General features: G+C 70.3%; 14 protein-coding genes, 1 tRNA gene and 1 pseudogene. 6 read left to right on the top strand and 10 right to left on the bottom strand.

Going from position 1 to position 17,235, the window contains the following annotated elements:
- Positions 1 to 106: 106 nt before the first annotated feature.
- From AB0N27_RS02895 to AB0N27_RS02865, 7 genes are all read right to left on the bottom strand, one after another.
- Complete coding sequence (locus tag AB0N27_RS02895) at positions 107 to 817, bottom strand: ABC transporter ATP-binding protein (RefSeq protein WP_364362686.1); 711 nt, start codon at positions 815 to 817, stop codon at positions 107 to 109.
- Positions 807 to 1,676, bottom strand: a complete 870-nt coding sequence (locus AB0N27_RS02890; RefSeq protein WP_364365990.1) for an ABC transporter ATP-binding protein — start codon at positions 1,674 to 1,676, stop codon at positions 807 to 809. The genes AB0N27_RS02895 and AB0N27_RS02890 overlap by 11 nt, the downstream gene beginning before the upstream one ends.
- Positions 1,677 to 1,719: 43 nt before the next feature.
- On the bottom strand, positions 1,720 to 2,910 hold the full coding sequence (locus AB0N27_RS02885; protein ID WP_364362685.1) for a branched-chain amino acid ABC transporter permease: 1,191 nt from the start codon (positions 2,908 to 2,910) through the stop codon (positions 1,720 to 1,722).
- Positions 2,907 to 3,857, bottom strand: coding sequence for a branched-chain amino acid ABC transporter permease (locus AB0N27_RS02880; protein WP_364362684.1), 951 nt, complete (start codon positions 3,855 to 3,857; stop codon positions 2,907 to 2,909). The genes AB0N27_RS02885 and AB0N27_RS02880 overlap by 4 nt, the downstream gene beginning before the upstream one ends.
- 111 nt (positions 3,858 to 3,968) lie before the next feature.
- Entirely contained in the window at positions 3,969 to 5,135 is a 1,167-nt protein-coding gene (locus AB0N27_RS02875) for a branched-chain amino acid ABC transporter substrate-binding protein (protein WP_364362683.1), read from the bottom strand.
- A gap of 208 nt (positions 5,136 to 5,343) precedes the next feature.
- On the bottom strand, positions 5,344 to 6,528 hold the full coding sequence (locus AB0N27_RS02870) for a hypothetical protein (protein ID WP_364362682.1): 1,185 nt from the start codon (positions 6,526 to 6,528) through the stop codon (positions 5,344 to 5,346).
- Between the two features lie 51 nt (positions 6,529 to 6,579).
- The gene (locus AB0N27_RS02865; protein ID WP_364365987.1) at positions 6,580 to 7,203 is read right to left on the bottom strand and encodes a response regulator; all 624 of its coding nucleotides are present in this window, start codon (positions 7,201 to 7,203) and stop codon (positions 6,580 to 6,582) included.
- Between the two features lie 97 nt (positions 7,204 to 7,300).
- Between AB0N27_RS02865 and AB0N27_RS02860 the strand changes: the two genes are divergently transcribed.
- From AB0N27_RS02860 to AB0N27_RS02850, 3 genes and pseudogenes are all read left to right on the top strand, one after another.
- Positions 7,301 to 7,378 (top strand) — tRNA-Leu (locus AB0N27_RS02860).
- A gap of 15 nt (positions 7,379 to 7,393) precedes the next feature.
- Positions 7,394 to 8,161, top strand: a complete 768-nt coding sequence (locus AB0N27_RS02855; RefSeq protein ID WP_364362681.1) for a transcriptional regulator — start codon at positions 7,394 to 7,396, stop codon at positions 8,159 to 8,161.
- 91 nt (positions 8,162 to 8,252) lie between these two features.
- Positions 8,253 to 8,477: pseudogene (locus AB0N27_RS02850) on the top strand (NAD-dependent epimerase/dehydratase family protein); the annotation flags it as partial.
- Positions 8,478 to 8,903: 426 nt separating this feature from the next.
- Here AB0N27_RS02850 and AB0N27_RS02845 read toward each other — a convergent pair.
- Positions 8,904 to 10,085 (bottom strand): aminotransferase class I/II-fold pyridoxal phosphate-dependent enzyme, encoded by a 1,182-nt coding sequence (locus AB0N27_RS02845; RefSeq protein WP_364362680.1) that lies wholly within the window; start codon positions 10,083 to 10,085, stop codon positions 8,904 to 8,906.
- Between the two features lie 83 nt (positions 10,086 to 10,168).
- On the opposite strand from AB0N27_RS02845, the gene AB0N27_RS02840 reads away from it, so the two are divergent.
- A complete protein-coding gene (locus AB0N27_RS02840; protein WP_364362679.1) occupies positions 10,169 to 10,648 on the top strand; it encodes an Lrp/AsnC family transcriptional regulator in 480 nt (159 codons plus the stop codon).
- 14 nt (positions 10,649 to 10,662) lie between these two features.
- Positions 10,663 to 11,706 (top strand): LLM class flavin-dependent oxidoreductase, encoded by a 1,044-nt coding sequence (locus tag AB0N27_RS02835; protein ID WP_364362678.1) that lies wholly within the window; start codon positions 10,663 to 10,665, stop codon positions 11,704 to 11,706.
- Positions 11,707 to 11,906: 200 nt separating this feature from the next.
- On the opposite strand, the gene AB0N27_RS02830 is transcribed toward AB0N27_RS02835, so the two are convergent.
- A complete protein-coding gene (locus AB0N27_RS02830) occupies positions 11,907 to 14,168 on the bottom strand; it encodes a cellulose binding domain-containing protein (protein ID WP_364362677.1) in 2,262 nt (753 codons plus the stop codon).
- Between the two features lie 244 nt (positions 14,169 to 14,412).
- On the opposite strand from AB0N27_RS02830, the gene AB0N27_RS02825 reads away from it, so the two are divergent.
- Positions 14,413 to 15,852, top strand: a complete 1,440-nt coding sequence (locus tag AB0N27_RS02825) for a pyridoxal-dependent decarboxylase (protein ID WP_364362676.1) — start codon at positions 14,413 to 14,415, stop codon at positions 15,850 to 15,852.
- A 356-nt stretch (positions 15,853 to 16,208) separates the two neighbouring features.
- On the opposite strand, the gene AB0N27_RS02820 is transcribed toward AB0N27_RS02825, so the two are convergent.
- Positions 16,209 to 17,195, bottom strand: coding sequence for a sulfite exporter TauE/SafE family protein (locus tag AB0N27_RS02820; protein WP_364362675.1), 987 nt, complete (start codon positions 17,193 to 17,195; stop codon positions 16,209 to 16,211).
- Between the last annotated feature and the right edge of the window lie 40 nt (positions 17,196 to 17,235).

Genomic DNA, 17,235 nt, shown 5'->3' with positions numbered 1-17,235 from the left:
TCTCCCGGCGGCGGCACCGCGCGCGCCGGGGCCGGAACGGACAGCCCGGTCGAAACGGCCGCGGCCGGCCACCCCCGAGGGAATGACCGGCCGCCGCACCTACAGCTCAGGCGACGCCGAGGTACGCCTCCTTGACCGCCGGGTCGTGCAGGAGTTCCTGGCCGGTGCCCTCCTTGACGATCCGGCCGGTCTCCAACACGTACCCCCGGTGGGCCCGGGACAGCGCCTGCTGGGCGTTCTGCTCCACCAGCAGGATCGTGGTGCCCTGCTCGTTGATCCGCGTGATGATCTCGAAGATCTGCTGGATCAACTTCGGCGCGAGGCCCATCGACGGCTCGTCGAGCAGCAGCAGCTTCGGACGGGTCATCAGCGCGCGACCCACCGCCAGCATCTGCTGCTCACCGCCGGAGAGCGTGCCGCCGGCCTGCTTGCGGCGCTCCTGCAACCGCGGGAACAGGTCGAACACCATCGCGAGGTCCTTGGCGATGTCGGCCTTGTCCTTGCGGGTGTAGGCCCCCATCTCCAGGTTCTCCAGCACGGTCATGCCGGGGAAGACACCGCGGCCCTCGGGCGACTGCCCGATGCCCCGGATCACCCGCAGGTCGGCGCGCAGCCGACTGACGTCGGTGCCCTCGAACTTGATGCTGCCGCCGGAGATGGCGTGCAGCCCCGAGATCGCCTTCATGGTCGTGGTCTTGCCCGCGCCGTTCGCGCCGATCAGCGCCACGATCTCGCCCTGCTCCACGTGCAGGCTGATGCCGTGCAACGCCTCGATCCGGCCGTAGAGCAGCTTCAGGTTGTCGATCTCAAGCAGCATCCTCGACACCTCCCAGGTACGCCGCGATCACCTTCGGGTCGTCGCGCACCTCGGCCGGCGACCCCTCGGCGATCTTCTGCCCGAACTCCAGCACCACGAGCCGGTCCACCACGCCCATGACCAGTCGCATGTCGTGCTCGATCAGCAGGACGGTGACGCCCGAGTCGCGGATCTTGCGGATCAGCTGGAGCAGCGCCACCTTCTCGGCCGGGTTGAAGCCGGCCGCCGGCTCGTCGAGGCAGAGCAGCTGCGGGTCGGTGGCCAGAGCGCGGGCGATCTCCAGTCGGCGCTGGTCACCGTACGACAGGTTGCGGGCCAGGTCACCGGCGCGGCCCTGGATACCCACGAAGTCCAGCAGCGCGCGAGCCTTCTCCTTGCCCTGCCGCTCCTCGCGCCAGTGCCGCGGCAACCGCAGCAGGGCGCTCGGGACGCTGGTCTTGTGGTTGGCGTCCGCGCCGACCTGCACGTTCTCCAGGGCCGTCATCTCCGGGAAGAGACGGATGTTCTGGAAGGTACGCGCGATGCCCAGCTTGGTGATCTGGAACCGCTTGCGGCCGCTGACCTTCTCGCCCCGGAACCGGATCTGCCCGGTCGTCGGGGTGTAGACGCCGGTCATGGCGTTGAAGCAGGTGGTCTTGCCCGCGCCGTTCGGGCCGATCAGCCCGAGGATCTCCCCCTCGTAGAGGGTGAAGTTGACGTCGTTGAGGGCCACCACGCCGCCGAACCGCAGCGTGACGTGGTCGACCTCCAGCAGCGGCTTGCGACCGTCGGCCGACGGGGTCGGCTCACTGACCGCCTCGTCCGGCGTCGACGAGGTCTCCGGGGGGCTACCCGCCGTCGTCCGCGCGTCGATCGCCATGTCGCGCTCGCTGGTGACGTCGCGCTCGCTACCCATCCGTGGCTCACTCAACGACAGCCACCTCCTTCTGCCGGTCCTTGAGCTCGGCGGCCCGCCGCCGGTTCGGCCAGAGACCCTGCGGCCGGAAGATCATCACGATGATCAGCAGGATCCCGAAGATGAAGTAGCGCAACGACGTCGGGCTCACGTCGAAGTCGTTGCCGAAGACGGTGGCCGTCTCCGGCAGACCGAACACGTCACCCACCGACCGCAGCCACTCCGGAATGTAGATGACCAGGAAGCCGCCGAGGATCGCGCCGCCGATGCTGCCGGCACCGCCGAGCAGCACCGCCGCCAACACCAGGATCGAATTCTCCAACGAGAACGTCGAGGAGTTGACGAAGTTGGCCTGACCGGCCCACAGCGTGCCGGACAGACCGCCGACCGCAGCGCCGATCGCGAACGCCCACAGCTTGAACCGGAACGTCGGAACGCCCATCAGCTCGGCCGCGTCCTCGTCCTCCCGGATCGCGACCCACGCCCGACCCACCCGGCTGTTTGCGAGGTTACGGATCAGGAAGACCGCGCCGATGATCACGGTGAGCAGCAGCCAGTAGTACGGCTTGAACTCGAACTGGAAGATGGCCGTTCCGTCCGGGTACTTGCCCGGCGGGTGCGCCACCTGCGGGATACCGCGGTCACCGTTGAGGATCCAGTCCTGGTTCTTCGCGATGATCCGGATCATCTCGGCGAAGCCGAGCGTCACGATCGCCAGGTAGTCACCGCGCAACCGCAACGTCGGCGCACCGATCAGCACACCTGACAGCAGCGCCAGGGCGATGGCGATCGGAATCGTCACCAGCCACGGCCACGGGCTCTCCAGCCAGTTGTACTCGGTGATGAGCTTGCTCTCCGGCGACGTCAGCAACGCCACCGTGTACGCGCCGACCGCGAAGAAGCCGAAGAAACCCAGGTCCAGCAGGCCTGCGTACCCCACCACCACGTTGAGGCCGAGCGACAGCAGCACGATCCACGCGCAGTAGAACAGCACGGCCGCCATGTCGTTGCGGGTGGTGTACAGCGGGATCCACAGACCCGGAATGTTCAGGTACTCGTAGAACCACTTGTTCGGCAGGACGTACATGAAGGCGATGAAGGCCAGCAACCCGGTGATCCGGGCGGACTTCGGCAGCCCGTCGACCCGCCGACCGATGGCACTCGAAGCGGAGTGCCAGCGCTCTCGCAGAGCGGTCATGCCCGCGCCCTCCCCAACGACTCGCCCAGCAGACCGGTCGGCCGGAACATCAGCAGGACGATCAGCACGACGAACGCGATGAGATCCCGCCACTGCGAGCCGAACAGCGCCGACCCGTAGTTCTCGACCAGACCCAGCAGCACGCCGCCGATCGCCGCGCCCCGCAGGTTGCCGATACCGCCCAGCACCGCGGCGGAGAACGCCTTGAGCCCGAGCAGGAAGCCGATGTTGTACCTGGTGTTTCCGCTCTTCATGTCACTGAAGACAGCGGCCACACCGGCCATCAGACCACCCAGGACGAAGACCAGCGCGATCACGCGGCTCTTGTTGACACCCATCAGCGCGGCGGTGTTGGAGTCCTGCGCGACCGCGCGGATGCCCTTGCCGAAGCGGGTGCGGTTAACGAACCAGTCGAGCCCGACCATCATGACGATGGCCACGCTCAGCGTCAGCATCTGCACGGGCGTGACGCTCCAGCCGCCGATGCTGAACAACGTGTCAGCGGGCAGCAGCGCCGGCGCGCCGACCTGGCGACGCTGGGTCAGCGTCCCCATCAGCTCCATCAGGGCGTACGACGCGCCGATGGCCGTGATCAGGAAGGCCAGCGGCGGCGCGTTGCGCCGCCGTAGCGGACGGTAGGCGGTAACCTCGATCAGAAGCGCGACACTGCCGGACAGCAGCGCCGCCGCCACGATCGCCAGTGCGATCAGCAGCAGGGCGCGACCCACCGAGGGTGCCCCGCTGTTGCTATCGAGCCCGAAGGCTGCCCAGGTCCAGATGGCACCGAACGTGCCGATCATGAAGACCTCGGAGTGCGCGAAGTTGATGAGGCGCAGTACGCCGTAAACGAGGGTGTAGCCGAGGGCGATGAGCGCGTAGATCGCACCCTGCACCAACCCGGTTGTGGTCAGTTCCGGGAAGCCCCGGACGAGTTCTGCAAAGTCCACCGATGCTCCGAAGGGTGTTGCGTTGAGCCGATGCGGCCGGGGTTACGCACCCCGACCGCATCGAAACAACTCTGTTCGTCACGCCCTCAAACCTGTGACCCTGGAACGGGATCAGGCCTTCGGGATCTCCACGTCCGGAGCCCACGCACCGGCGGTCGCCTTGAAGGCCCACACCTTGACCTGCGCCGGGTCCAGCTCGCCGTTGGCCTCCCACTTGTAGGTCACGCCGGAGGCGGAACCAGCCTTGTTGTAGGAGGAGAGGAAGGCCTGGATGTCGGTGCGGGTGGTCTTGCCGGCCTTGATCGCCTCAAGGTAGATGTTGGCCAGGTCGAACGCCACGTCCGCGTACACGCCCGGGTCCACGTTGTACTTGGCCTTGAAGTCGGTCACGAAGGTGCCCTTGGCCGCGGTCGCCGGGCCACACGGGCAGGTCGCGATGGTGCCCTCGACGTCCTTCTGACCGGCCACCGACAGCATGTTGGCGTCGTTGATGCCGTCGCCACCGATGAACGTGCCGGTCCAGCCAGCGGCGCGCAGCTGCTTGAGGAACGGCGCCGCCTCCTCGGTGTAACCCGCGTAGAACAGCACGGTCGCGCCGCTGGTCTTCACCTTGGAGATCTGCGCGCCGAACTCCTGCGCGTTGTCGACGACCTTGTCGGTGCCGATGACCAGCGGGCCGAGGCCCTTCTTGGCCTCGTCGGCCAGACCCGCGCCGTACGCCGACTGGTCGTCGATGACGAACGCCTTCTGCGCCTTGAGCACGTTCTTGATGTAGCTGGCGATCGCCGGGCCCTGGGAGAAGTCGTTGCCGACGCCCCGGTGGAAGACCTTCCAGCCCTTCTCGGACAGGCTCGGCCGCGTGGCCGACGGGCTGATGCTGGGCAGGGTCGCGGTGTCGAAGATCGGCAGCGCGACCTCGCTCTCACCGGAGAACGCCGGGCCAACCATGCCGACGATCTTCGTGTCCGCCACGGCGCTGGTCGCCAGACCACCGGCCAGGTCGGCCTTGCCCTGCGAGTCGAACGCCTGAACGGTGACCTTGCAGTCCGCGTTCGCCGCGTTGTACTTCTCCACGGCCAGGTCGGCACCCTGCTTCATCGGGGTGACCAGGCCGGCGTCGGCGCCCGAGAGCGCCCCGAAGAAACCGATCTTGAGGTCGCACGCCTTGCTGGCGGAACCACCCGACGTGCCCTCGTCCTTCTTACATGCGCTGGCGCCGCCGGCAACGAGCGCCACGATGGCGACGCTGCCGAGGACGCGCACGAAGTTTTGCCTCAAGGCTGGAACCCTCCTCCGTCCAGAAGCCCGATGTCGCCTGGCAGAGCGCCTCGACGCCAACGGACCGGACCGTTCACCCGGTCTGGGGCGGGACGTTATCCCAGAAGCACTACTCACCGTAAGGTGTCGTAGGCGGCATTGACTCAACCGTTACCAGACGCGGAGAACCTCGCGTTTAGATGTCACATCGGCGGCTGTCGACAACCCGTCAGGCGGCCCCGGAAGGCGCGAACCAGACCCTCGCCGCGACCCCGTCATCGACGATGACCACCACCCGGTTAGCCAGCACCGCGACCGCCGCAGACGTGTCCCCACCAGCGGAAACGTCACTCGGAAGCACCACCGGAAGCCACGACGCGGCACCCGCTGCGGACCGCCACAGCCGATGCCCACCGGCCGCCACAGTCATCGCCACAAGCCCGTCCGCACGGCCGGCCGCGGACTCCACACCGGCCACCGCACCCGTGCCCGTGGCACCGAAACGACCCGCCGCCCGCCACGTGGCGGCGCCCGTGGCCCCATCCCCGGGCTCGCTCACCCACGCCTGGAACGCGCCGCCGCGCACCCCCACCGCGTACATGGTCGACCCGATCCGCACGAGACGCTGCACGATCTCGTCGTCCCCCGTCGCCGGCAGCGCCACACGTGTCCACGACCGGCCGTCGCCGGAGAACCAGACGAACGGATCACGATCGGCCCGACCCGCCGGCCGCCCCCCACCGCCGACCAGCCAGCCGTCCGGCACCGCCACCGCGTCCGTGGCGAGCGTCGTCAGACCCGCGTCGCTGGCCAACGCCGCGGCGCGGTCGACCAGTTGGAAGTCGGCAGCGTCCGGGGAGAGCCACACCGCGGCGCCACCCGTGCGCGCGCCCGCGATCAACCAACCGCCGGCGCCACCGGCGATACGGCTCGCGCTCACCGCCTCCGGCCCGCCGTACACCTCGAACTCGGCAGGCACCTCGGTCAGACCGCCGTCCGGGTCCGGTCGCCACGTCCGCACCCGCGGATTGCCGTGCGCGCCGCCCGCCCGGGCCCCGATGACCGCGACCCGGCCCTCATGACAGCCTGCGGCATAGAGGATCGCCCGCTCACCGTAGTAACTGATCGGGCGCAACGGCAGCGGCGTCCACATGCGACCGTCCGGACTGCCCCACGCGGCCGGGCGGGTCGCGCCGTCGGGCCCACCCACCGCGCCCACCACGTACCACCGACCCGCGCAGGCCGTCACGTCACGGACGATGAGCCGACCCGCGGAACCCGGCGGAACCGGCAGAGCGGCGGCCTCCCACCGCGGCCGGACCGGCTCCGGCGGACCCTCGTCCCGGCCGGCTCGACAGCCGGCGAGCAGCGTGGCCACCACCCCGAACACCGCGATCACACGCCGGACCGACACGCATGTGATGCTATCGATCCGGCCGACCGGACGCGGCCCCCGCCGCGACGGTCAGACCGTCGGCTGCTGCGCCATCTCGCCACCGGCGGTCTCGGCCAGGATCCGCTCGGCGACCTCCTTCATGGTCATCCGGTGGTCCATCGCCGTGCGCTGGATCCACTTGAACGCCTGCGGCTCGGTCATCCCGTACGTCGTCATCAGCGCGCCCTTGGCGCGCTCCACCGTCTTGCGGATCTCCAGCCGGTCGGTCAGGCTCGCGACCTCGGCCTCCAGGGCCGCGACCTCCGAGTAGCGCGACAGCGCGATCTCCACGGCCGGGACCAGGTCACTCTTCTGGAAGGGCTTCACCAGGTACGCCATCGCGCCCGCGGCACGCGCCCGCTCCACCAGGTCACGCTGGCTGAACGCGGTCAGGATGATCACCGGGGCGATCCGCGCGCCGGCGATCCGCTCGGCGGCGGCCAGCCCGTCCATGATCGGCATCTTGATGTCGAGGATGACCAGGTCGGGCTTCAGCTCCTCGGCGAGGCGCACGGCGGTCTCGCCGTCGCCGGCCTCCCCCACCACCTCGTAGCCCTCTTCGACGAGCATCTCGGCGAGGTCCAGCCGGATCAGCGCCTCGTCCTCGGCGATCAGTACGCGCCTGCGCTCGGCATCCGTCGGCGTCTCAGCCACCAGCCCAACCCCCACCAGTTCGAACGCGTCACCCGCCCAGCCGGGTGTCACCGCCCTCAGCGTAGTGGGTATCCTGTCAGTGCTGAATCAGGGAAGCGCCCTCGTAGCCCAACTGGCAGCAGGCAATGGTCTCAAACTCCATACAGTGTGGGTTCGAATCCCACCGAGGGCACCAAAAATTGTCGTACGGGTGTTCGAGAATTTTCTCGTGCACCCACCCGAGATACGTGCCCGTGCGCGACAGCTCTTCCTCGCTGGCGGCACGGTTGCCGACACCGCTCGTGCGGTCAGCCTGCCCTATCGGACTGTCTGGCACTGGTGCAACGACCGACCAGAGACGAAGTTCCAGGGCACGCAACACCGGTGTTTTCGCTGCCGTGACGGTGTCGACAGTCCGACAGACCCGAAGGCCTACGCCTATCTGCTCGGCCTTTACCTGGGCGATGGCCACCTGGTGACGACTGCGCGCGTGCCGGTGTTGCGCATCTACTGCTCCAACGCATGGCCAGGGCTGATCGAGGCGTGCGACATGGCCATGCGGGCCGTACTCGCGTCGAAGGTGCAACGGGTCCAAAAACAGGGTTGCGTCGGGGTGCAGAGCTACGGCATGCACTGGCCGTGCCTGTTCCCGCAGCACGGCCCCGGCAAGAAGCACGATCGGCCCATCGTCCTGACCGACTGGCAGCGACCGATTCTCCAGAGCCATCCCGGCGACTTCCTGCGCGGCCTGTTCCACTCCGACGGCTGTCGAGTCGCCAACCGCGTGACCGTGCGCGGCAAGGCGTACGTCTATCCGCGATACATGTTCGTCAACGAGTCGACCGACATCATGCAGCTGTGCCAGTGGGGTCTCGACCTGCTCGGCATCGACTGGCGGATGAACCGGCGCAACTCGCTCTCGGTGGCGCGGCGAGGCGCGGTCGCCGCGCTGGACCGGCATGTGGGCCCGAAGTCCTGACCGCCGCCGGCGCGGGTCGTGCCGATCGTGGGAGCCTGGCTGACGCGCGGGCGGATGGCCGGTGGCGGGTCGACGACAGGGGTGGGAACTGATGCGGGTGGTCATCTTCGGTGCGACCGGCATGGTCGGTCAGGGCGTGCTGCGGGAGTGTCTGCTCGCCCAGGACGTGCGGGAGGTGGTGACTGTCGGCCGGAGGCCGACCGGCCGACCGGACCCGAAGCTGCGCGAGCTGACGGTCGCGGACGTGGGCGAGTTGGCGGCGGTACGCGCCGAGTTGACAGGCGTGGACGCGTGTTTCTACTGCCTGGGTGCGTCGTCGTTGGGTCTGGACGAGGCCGCGTACACCCGGATCAGCTACGACTACCCGCTCGCCGCCGCGCGGTTGCTGGCGGAGGTGAGTCCGCCTGTCACGTTCATCTACGTCTCGGGCCAGGGGACCGATTCGTCGGGTCAGGGCCGGGTGATGTGGGCGCGGGTCAAGGGTCGTGCCGAGAACGCGATCATCGACCTGCTGCCCAACGGGTACGCGGCGCGGCCGGGATTCATCCAGCCGACGTACGGGGCGGTGTCGAAGACCCGGTTGTATCGGACCGGGTACGCGGTCACGCGTCCGTTGTTCCCGGTGCTGAGGCGACTCTTCCCCAACCAGGTCACCACCACCGACGGGATCGGCCGGGCCATGCTGCGGGTGGCGCGGGAGGGCTCACCGACCCGGGTGTTGGGCAACCGCGAGCTGCGCTGGTCAGGCGATCGTGTCGAGGGCGTGGGCGAGGTCCGCGCGCAGGTCCTCGGGGTCTTCGAGGCCGACCGAGAGGCGCAGCAGGGCGGCGGCGGGTTTCGCGTCGCCGTCGACCGGCCGGTGGGTGAGTGACGCCGGGTGCTGGATGAGGGTGTCGACGCCACCGAGGGACACCGCGTGGGTGATCAGGCGGCAGGCGCCGGCGACGGCGGCCGCGGCGGGTGCGCCGCCGCGTACCTCGAAGGCGAGCAGGCTGCCGGGGCCGGCCATCTGCCGGCCGACGAGCGCCGCCGGGTCGTGCACCGAGGGGTGGTGCACCAGGTGTACGGCCGGATGGTCGGCGAGCCAGCCGGCGAGCTTCTCGGCGCTGGCCTGCTGGGCGCGGACCCGCAGCGGCAGGGTCTGCAGGCCGCGGTGCAGGAGGTACCCGCCGAGGGGGTGCAGGATCGCGCCGGTGACCGCGCGGACCTGGCGCAGCCGGGTGGCCCAGTCGGCGTCGCAGGCGACGGCGCCGGCGAGGACGTCGCCGTGACCGCCGATGCTCTTGGTGGCGCTGTGCAGGACGAGGGCGGCGCCGTGCCGGGCGGGTTGTTGCAGGACGGGGGTGGCGACGGTGTTGTCGACGAGCAGCGGGACGTCGCCGGCGGCGGTGGCGAGGGCGGCGATGTCGACGAGGTCGAGGGTGGGGTTGGCGGGGGTCTCGACGATGACCAGCGCGGTGTCGGGGCGGATGGCGTCGGCGACCTGGTCGGGGTGGGCCCAGGTGACTGTGGTGCCGAGCAGGCCGGTCGCGAGGACGTGGTCGGTGCCGCCGTACAGGGGTCGGACGGCGACGATGTGCCGGTGGCCGTCGCGGGTGGCCGCCAGCAGGGTGGCGGTGAGGGCGGCCATGCCGCTGGCGAAGGCGACGGCCTGCTCGGTGCCCTCCAGGTCGGCCAGCGCGGTTTCGAAGCGGGCGACCGTCGGGTTCCAGAGCCGTTGGTAGACGGCGCTGCCGTCGGCGGGGAGGGTGCCGCCGGTGGCCAGCTGCTCGTAGGCGTCGCCGCCGCCGTCGACCGACGGCAGGGGGTTGGTGGTGGAGAAGTCGATCGGTGGCACGTGCACGCCGAGGGCGCGCAGGTCGTCGCGGCCGGCGTGTACGGCTCTGGTGTCCACCGTCGTCGTCATGCGCGTAGCGTCGAACATCTACCGGCTCAGGGGCAATGGTTCGGCAGATCATTCTGTTGAGAGGGCTGTTTTCGTCGCCGCATTCGGGCGAGAATGGTGGAATGCCTGCTGAGCCGAATGATGTACGGCCGTATCCGGCCCTGGACGAGGTGGACCGGGCGATCCTGTCCGAGTTGGCTGCGGACGGCCGGTTGCCGAACAACGCCCTCGCCGAGCGGGTGGGGGTGGCGCCGTCGACCTGCCTGACCCGTACGCGGGCGTTGCGGGAGCGTGGCGCGATCCGCGGATTCCACGCCGAGGTGGACCCGGCTGCGCTGGGTCTGCCCCTGCAGGCGCTGGTGTCGGTGCGGCTGACCGCGCACGAGCGGGCGGCCGTGGACGCCTTCCGGGCCCGGTCGGTGCGGCTGCCGGGGGTGGTGTCGGTGTTCCACGTGGCCGGCGCGGAGGACTACGTGCTGCACGTGCGGGCGGCGTCCGGTGACGCGCTGCGCGACTTCGTGCTGGACCATCTGGCTGTCGATCCGGTGGTGCAGCACACCCAGACCAGCCTGATCTTCGAGCAGGCGCGCGGGATGGGCTGAGCGGCCCGGATGGAATGAACGGGCAGGCCGGGGAGTTGGCACAACGTGTGATCACCGTACCCTTGTCTGTTCTTGATCTTGCCCCGGTCGCGAAGGGCGCCACCGCCGGCGCCGCGTTGCAGGCCACCACCGAGCTGGCCCGGCGCACCGAGGAGCTGGGCTACCGCCGCTTCTGGGTGGCCGAGCACCACAACATGCCGGCGATCGCCAGCTCCGCGCCCGCCGTGCTGCTGGCGCACCTGGCCGCGAACACCTCGACGATCCGCCTCGGGTCGGGCGGGGTGATGCTGCCCAACCACGCGCCGCTGGTGGTGGCCGAGCAGTTCGGCACCCTGGAGGCGCTGCACCCGGGTCGGATCGACCTGGGCATCGGTCGCGCGCCGGGCACCGACCAGATGACCGCGCTGGCGTTGCGCCGCACGATGGAAGGGCTGTCCGCCGAGGGCTTCCCCAACGAGCTGGCCGACCTGATGAACTACTTTAGCGGGGAGAAGCCGGGGCAGATCGTGGCGACCCCGGGTCGCGGCCAGCAGCCGGCCGTGTGGCTGCTTGGGTCGAGCGGCTTCAGCGCGCAGCTCGCCGGCCTGCTGGGCCTGCCGTTCTCCTTCGCCCACCACTTCAGCTCGGCGAACACCCTGCCGGCGCTGGCCCTGTACCGGCAGAACTTCCGGCCGTCGCAGTGGCTGGACAAGCCGTACGCGATGGTGGCCGTCAACGCCGTCTGCGCCGACACCGACGAGCGCGCCGAGTGGCTGGCCGGGCCGAGCGCCCTGTCGTTCCTGAAGCTGCGCTCCGGCCGGCCGGAGCCGCTGTCGACGCCCGACGAGGCGGCCGCTTACCCGTACACGGAAATCGAGCGGGAGTTCGTCCTGGCCCGCCGCGACGGTCAGGCGATGGGCTCGCCGGAGACGGTGCGTCGGCAGCTGACCGAGTTGCAGGAGCGCACCGGCGCGGACGAGCTGATGCTGACCACGCTCGTCTACGACGTGCAGGACCGGGTGCGCTCGTACGAGCTGATCGCCGAGCAGGTGGCGGGCGGCCTGCGCCAGGACGCGTGAAACACGATCTTCACGTCAGCGTCACCCCGGCGACCCGGACGGTGCCTAATGTTGGTGCCGGTGGTGGTACGGCATTCCCGGTCGGGACGGGTCGGGAATGCCGCGGTGTGGCGCACCGGGCCGGAGCTGAGCGGATTCCGCGGCTGCGGCCCGGTGCCTGCCACCCTAGGCGACCCCGTTCGGGACCGCCAGGGGTCGGATCACCGTAGGTAGATGTTCGGGGTCGGCGGGCCGGCCATCTGATCACCGATGAAGAAGCCCGGATGCGGCGGCTGGTTGTAGGCGGTGTTCTGCCAGGCGACCGCCACCCGGTACTGCGGGTCGTGCATCAGCGTGTGGATCCGGGTGCTGGTCGGGGTGGGCGTGCTGTAGATGCGCAACGCCCGACTGTCGGTGGTCCGCCAGATCACCTCCTCACGCCAGTCCCCCAGGATGTCGCCGGAGAGCGCCGGCGTGGACTTGGTGCCGTTGTTGGAGGCCACGTCGCTGCCGGTGAGCAGCCGGGTCTCGCCGCCGGTGCCGTACTTGTCGATCTTCGTTCCGTCGAGCAGCTCCCGCACCGGGTCGCCGTCCCACCAGGCGAGGAAGTTCGCCGACGACGGCTTGCGGCCGACGTTCTGGCCCCTGGTGTTGGCCAGCCCGGCGACCGCCGACGACCACGACTCCGCGCCGGGGCTGCCCGCCCAGATGTCCGCGGAGACACCCCTGCCGTTGTCGCCCGACGCCGGCGTGGACCAGAGGATCTGACCCGTACGGGCGTCGGCGAACCAGGAGCTGGGCTTGCTGGCGTCCTCGTCGACCTTGAACACCTCCAGGCCGGCGCGGCCCGGGTCCAGGTCCCCGACGTGCAGGGCGTCGCCGTGCCCGTTGCCCGTCGAGTAGAGCAGCCGGCCGTTGTCGTCGATGGTGGCGGCGCCGTACACGATCTCCTGACGGCCGTCACCGTCCACGTCGGCGACGGCGAGTTGGTGGTTGCCCTGGCCGGCGGCGGCGCCGTTGCCGGAGGAGTTCGAGTCGAACGTCCAGCGCCTGGTCAGCGTGCCGTTGCGGAAGTCCCAGGCCGCGATCACCGCGCGGGTGTAGTAGCCCCGGGCCATGATCAGCGACGGGCGCTGCCCGTCCAGGTACGCGGTGCCGGCGAGGAACCGGTCGACCCGGTTGCCGTACGAGTCACCCCAGGACGACACGGTGCCGCGCGGCGGGTCGTAGTTGACCGTGGACAGGATCGCGCCGTTGCGTCCGTCGAACATGGTCAGGTACTCCGGACCGGCGAGCACGTAGCCGCTGGAGTTGCGGTAGTCCGCCGACGACGAGCCGATGAGCTGGCCGGTGCCGGAGCGGGTGCCGTCGGCGGTCTTCATGGCCACCTCGGCGCGGCCGTCGCCGTCGTAGTCGTACACCTGGAACTGGGTGTAGTGCGCGCCGGCGCGGATGTTGCGGCCCAGGTCGACGCGCCACAACCGGGTGCCGGTGAGGGTGTACGCGTCCACGTAGACGTTGCCGGTGTAGCCGGACTGGGAGTTGTCCTTGGCGTTCGACGGATCCCACTTGAGCACGATCTCGTAGCTGCCGTCGCCGTTGAGGTCACCGACCGAGGCGTCGTTGGCGCTGTAGGTGTAGCTCTCCCCGCTGGGGGTGGTGCCACCGGCCGGGACCTGCAACGGCACGTCCAGGTAGCCGTTGCCGAACTGCAGGGCCGGCGCGGACGCCGCCTGCTCGGCGCCGCCCACCACGGCCCGCACGGTGTACGCCGAGCCGGCCGCCGCGCCGCTGTCGAGATAGTTGGTCGCCCCGGTGATCGGGCTGGAGTTGACCCTGGTCGAGCCCCGGTACAGGTTGAACGCCACACCTGAGGTCTCGGTGCCGAGCAGCCGCCAGGAGACCAGGTTGCCGCTGCCGGAGCGGACACTGACGAGCCCCCGGTCGAGGTTCTCCATCTGCATCCCGCTGCCGGTCGGCGGTGGCGTGGTCGGCGGTGGCGTGGTGGGTGGTGGCGTCGTCGGTGGCGGGGTGGTCGGCGGCGGGGTCGTCGGCTCGCCGGTGGGCGGGGCGCCGGTGCAGGTGACGCCGTTGAGCGCGAAGCTGGCCGGCGCCGGGTTGCTGCCGTTCCACGAGGCGTTGAAGCCGAACGCGGCGGTGCCGTTCGTCGCGATGGCCACGTTGTAGTCGACGTTGCGCGCGGTGACCTGCGCGCCGGACTGGGTCACCGTCGCGTTCCACGCCTGCGCCACCTGCTGACCGCCGGCGTACGACCACGTGAGCGCCCAGCCGTTGACCGGGTCGCCGAGGTTGGTGACTGTGACGTTGGCGCCGAAGCCGCCCTGCCACTGATTGGTGACCTGGTAGTCGACGCGACAGCCGACGGCGGCGGCCGAGGCGACGACGGTGCCGACGGTGCCGGCCACGACGGTTGCCGCCGTCGATGCGGCGAGCAGGATCAGCCGATGTCTGGACGGGTGCATGAACTGCCTCCGGGGATCCGGTGGTGACCGCCACGGTCCACCGACCCTGCCCGGGAAGCACGGTGGAACCCTGCCCGCCGCGACGGCGACGGACGGCGATCTGATCGGGATGAACGCCCTGGAACTCACGGATCCGACTCAAGCCGCATCGTAGGGCAAGCGCTTTCCAGTACGCAACATCGACGACCGTTGTTCCTCAGTCAGAGTCTTGCCCCGGCACGCGCCACCTGATCGACTCGTGGGGGTGAGCGCCCCCCACATGAGCCCCGACGAGTTCCGCCGCGCCGGATACGCCGTCATCGACTGGATCGCCGACTACTGGACCACGGTGGAGCAGCGGCCGGTCACCCCGGCAGGCCCGCCCGGCGCCGTGGCGTCCGCCCTGCCCACCGCGCCGCCCACCGTCGGCGGCGAACCGGTCGAGGCGATCCTCGCCGACCTCGACTCGATCGTCGTACCCGGGCTGACCCACTGGCAGCACCCGGGCTTCTTCGGCTACTTCCCGGCCAACACGTCCGGCCCCAGCGTCCTCGGCGACCTGGTCAGCTCCGGGCTCGGCGTACAGGGAATGCTCTGGACCACCAGCCCCGCCTGCACCGAGCTGGAGACGGTGATGATGGACTGGCTGGCCCACCTGCTGGACCTGCCGAAGCGGTTCCACTCGACAGGCGGCGGCGGTGGGGTGATCCAGGACTCGGCGTCCTCGGCAACCCTCGTGGCCACACTCGCCGCGCTGCACCGGGCCAGCCGGGGCCGCTGGCGGGAGAACGGCATCGACAGGCGCTACCGCGCGTACACCTCCACCCACGGGCACTCCTCCATCGAGAAGGCCGCCCGGATCGCCGGGCTGGGCGCCGACGGCGTCCGCTCGATCGACGTCGACCCGGACAGCCAGGCCCTGCTGCCGGCCGCGCTGCGCGCCGCGATCGAGGCCGACCTGGCCGCCGGTGACATCCCCGCCATCGTCGTCGCCACCATCGGCACCACCTCCACCACCGCCGTCGACCCGGTAGCGGAGATCGGGGCGATCTGCGCCGAGTACGGCATCTGGCTGCACGTCGACGCCGCGTACGCGGGCTCCGCCGCGGTCTGTCCCGAACTCCGCTGGTCACACGCCGGCCTGGAGTACGCCGACTCGTACTGCTTCGACCCGCACAAGTGGCTGCTCACCGGCTTCGACTACGACGCGTTCTGGGTGGCCGACCGGGCCGAACTGGTCGAGGCGCTGACCGTCCTGCCGGAGTTCCTGCGCAACGCGGCAACCGAATCCGGTGCGGTCATCGACTACCGGGACTGGCAGGTACCGCTGGGCCGCCGTTTCCGGGCCCTGAAGCTGTGGTTCGTGCTGCGCTGGTACGGCGCCGAGGGACTGCGGGCACACATCCGCTCCGGCGTGGCCCTGGCCGCCCGGTTCGCCAAACGGGTCCGCGCCGACGACCGCTTCGAGGTGGTGGCGGCGCACCCGTTCTCGCTTGTCTGCTTCCGGCTGCGCGCCGACGACGACACCAACGCGGCACTACTGGCGGAGGTGAACGGAAGCGGCCTGGTGCACCTGACGCACACCCGGGTCTCCGGCCGGTACACGCTGCGGCTGGCCGTCGGCGCGCCGCAGACCACCGAGGCGCACGTCGACGAGGCGTGGAGGCTGCTGTCCGCAGCGGCCGACAACCTGCCAACCCCCTGACCCGCCCCACGCCCCACGCCCCGCGCCCCACGCCCCACGCCTTACGCCCCACGCCTTACGCCCCACGCCTTACGCCATGATCAACGCAAGTTCCCGATGTTGCTGCCTCCGGCGCGCGGGAGACAGCAACATCCCCGATGTTGCGCGGATCTTGACGACGAACACCGTGCCCGGAGACCGAACGGGGTGCGGAGCGCATGGGGCCGCCAAGATCGTGCTCGACCCAGGATGTAGCGGCCTCGCGGCGCGCCCATGCCACTACATTAATGATCGAGCACGATCTTTACCGGTCGGCAGGTCGGGCAGGTCGGGCGGACACGCCTGGCGGGCCGGGCGGGATGCGGGCGGGGCGAAGTTCAGCGTGGGTTTGACGTACCCGTCGTGGCCAGATCGACCGCGCCGGCGGGCGACCCGACTGGCGCAATAGCCAGGGCCCCGACGGGCACGAGGGCCGAGGCCGCGGCCTTGGCGGCGGTGGCGCGGGCCTGACGGGTACGGCGTAGCGCGCGCACGGCCAGCACGAGCGCCGCCAGCCAGCCGGCGGCCAGCAGGGCGTACAGCGTGGGGCGGACCGGGCCGTCCAGCTCGGCGGACCGGATCAGGGTGCGGGCGTTGGTCAGCACGATCACGCCGCCGACCGCCGCGCCGAGCAGTTGCGCGGGCACGATGCGCACCAGCCAGGCGGCCAGCGGGGCGGCGATGAGCCCGCCGATCAGCAGCGCGGCGACGGTGGGCAGGAGGAATCCTTCGGTGCCGAGTCCGATCAGGAAGCCGACGCTTGCGGCGCCGGCGACCACGAACTCGGCGGTGTCCACCGAGCCGATCACCTTGCGCGGTTCCAGGCGGCCGGAGACGAGCAGCGCCGGGGTGGCGACCGGACCCCAGCCCCCGCCGCCTGTGGCGTCGACGAACCCGGCGAACAGGCCCAGCGGGCTGAGGAACCGGCCGCGCAGCCGCCCGCCGACCCGGTCGGTACGCAGTGGACGGGCGAAGCGAACCAGCAGGTACGCGCCGAGGGTGAAAAGGATGCCTGCCATCCACGGCGCGGCGGACTCGGTGGAGATCGAGCTGAGCACTGTGGCGCCGGCGAACGCGCCGATCGCGCCGGGGACCGCGATGCGGCTCACCACACGCCAGTCGACGTTGCCGAAACGCCAGTGGGCCACGCCGGCGGCGAGGGTGGTGCCGATCTCGGCCAGGTGCACCGAGGCCGAGGCGGCGGCCGGGGCGACGCCGGCGACCAGCAGCAGCGTGGACGAGGTCAGGCCGTACGCCATGCCGAGGGAACCGTCGATCAGCTGCGCGACGAGCCCCACCAGTGCGAGAACCAGCAGCTTGCGCACGAGCGCCCCCTGACTTTTCGATATCTCCTATCGACTTGGT

This window comes from Micromonospora sp. NPDC093244 (assembly GCF_040683695.1).
GTDB lineage: Bacteria > Actinomycetota > Actinomycetes > Mycobacteriales > Micromonosporaceae > Micromonospora.
This window is presented reverse-complemented; position numbering and strand designations above follow the sequence as displayed.

Bases quoted from the DNA above. Each gene is read 5' to 3' on its own strand.
- AB0N27_RS02895 (WP_364362686.1), bottom strand. From the start codon at position 817: ATGCTGCTTGAGATCGACAACCTGAAGCTGCTCTACGGCCGGATCGAG.
- AB0N27_RS02890 (WP_364365990.1), bottom strand. From the start codon at position 1,676: ATGGCGATCGACGCGCGGACGACGGCGGGTAGCCCCCCGGAGACCTCG.
- AB0N27_RS02885 (WP_364362685.1), bottom strand. From the start codon at position 2,910: ATGACCGCTCTGCGAGAGCGCTGGCACTCCGCTTCGAGTGCCATCGGT.
- AB0N27_RS02845 (WP_364362680.1), bottom strand. From the start codon at position 10,085: ATGTTCGACGCTACGCGCATGACGACGACGGTGGACACCAGAGCCGTA.
- AB0N27_RS02840 (WP_364362679.1), top strand. From the start codon at position 10,169: ATGCCTGCTGAGCCGAATGATGTACGGCCGTATCCGGCCCTGGACGAG.
- AB0N27_RS02835 (WP_364362678.1), top strand. From the start codon at position 10,663: ATGAACGGGCAGGCCGGGGAGTTGGCACAACGTGTGATCACCGTACCC.
- AB0N27_RS02830 (WP_364362677.1), bottom strand. From the start codon at position 14,168: ATGCACCCGTCCAGACATCGGCTGATCCTGCTCGCCGCATCGACGGCG.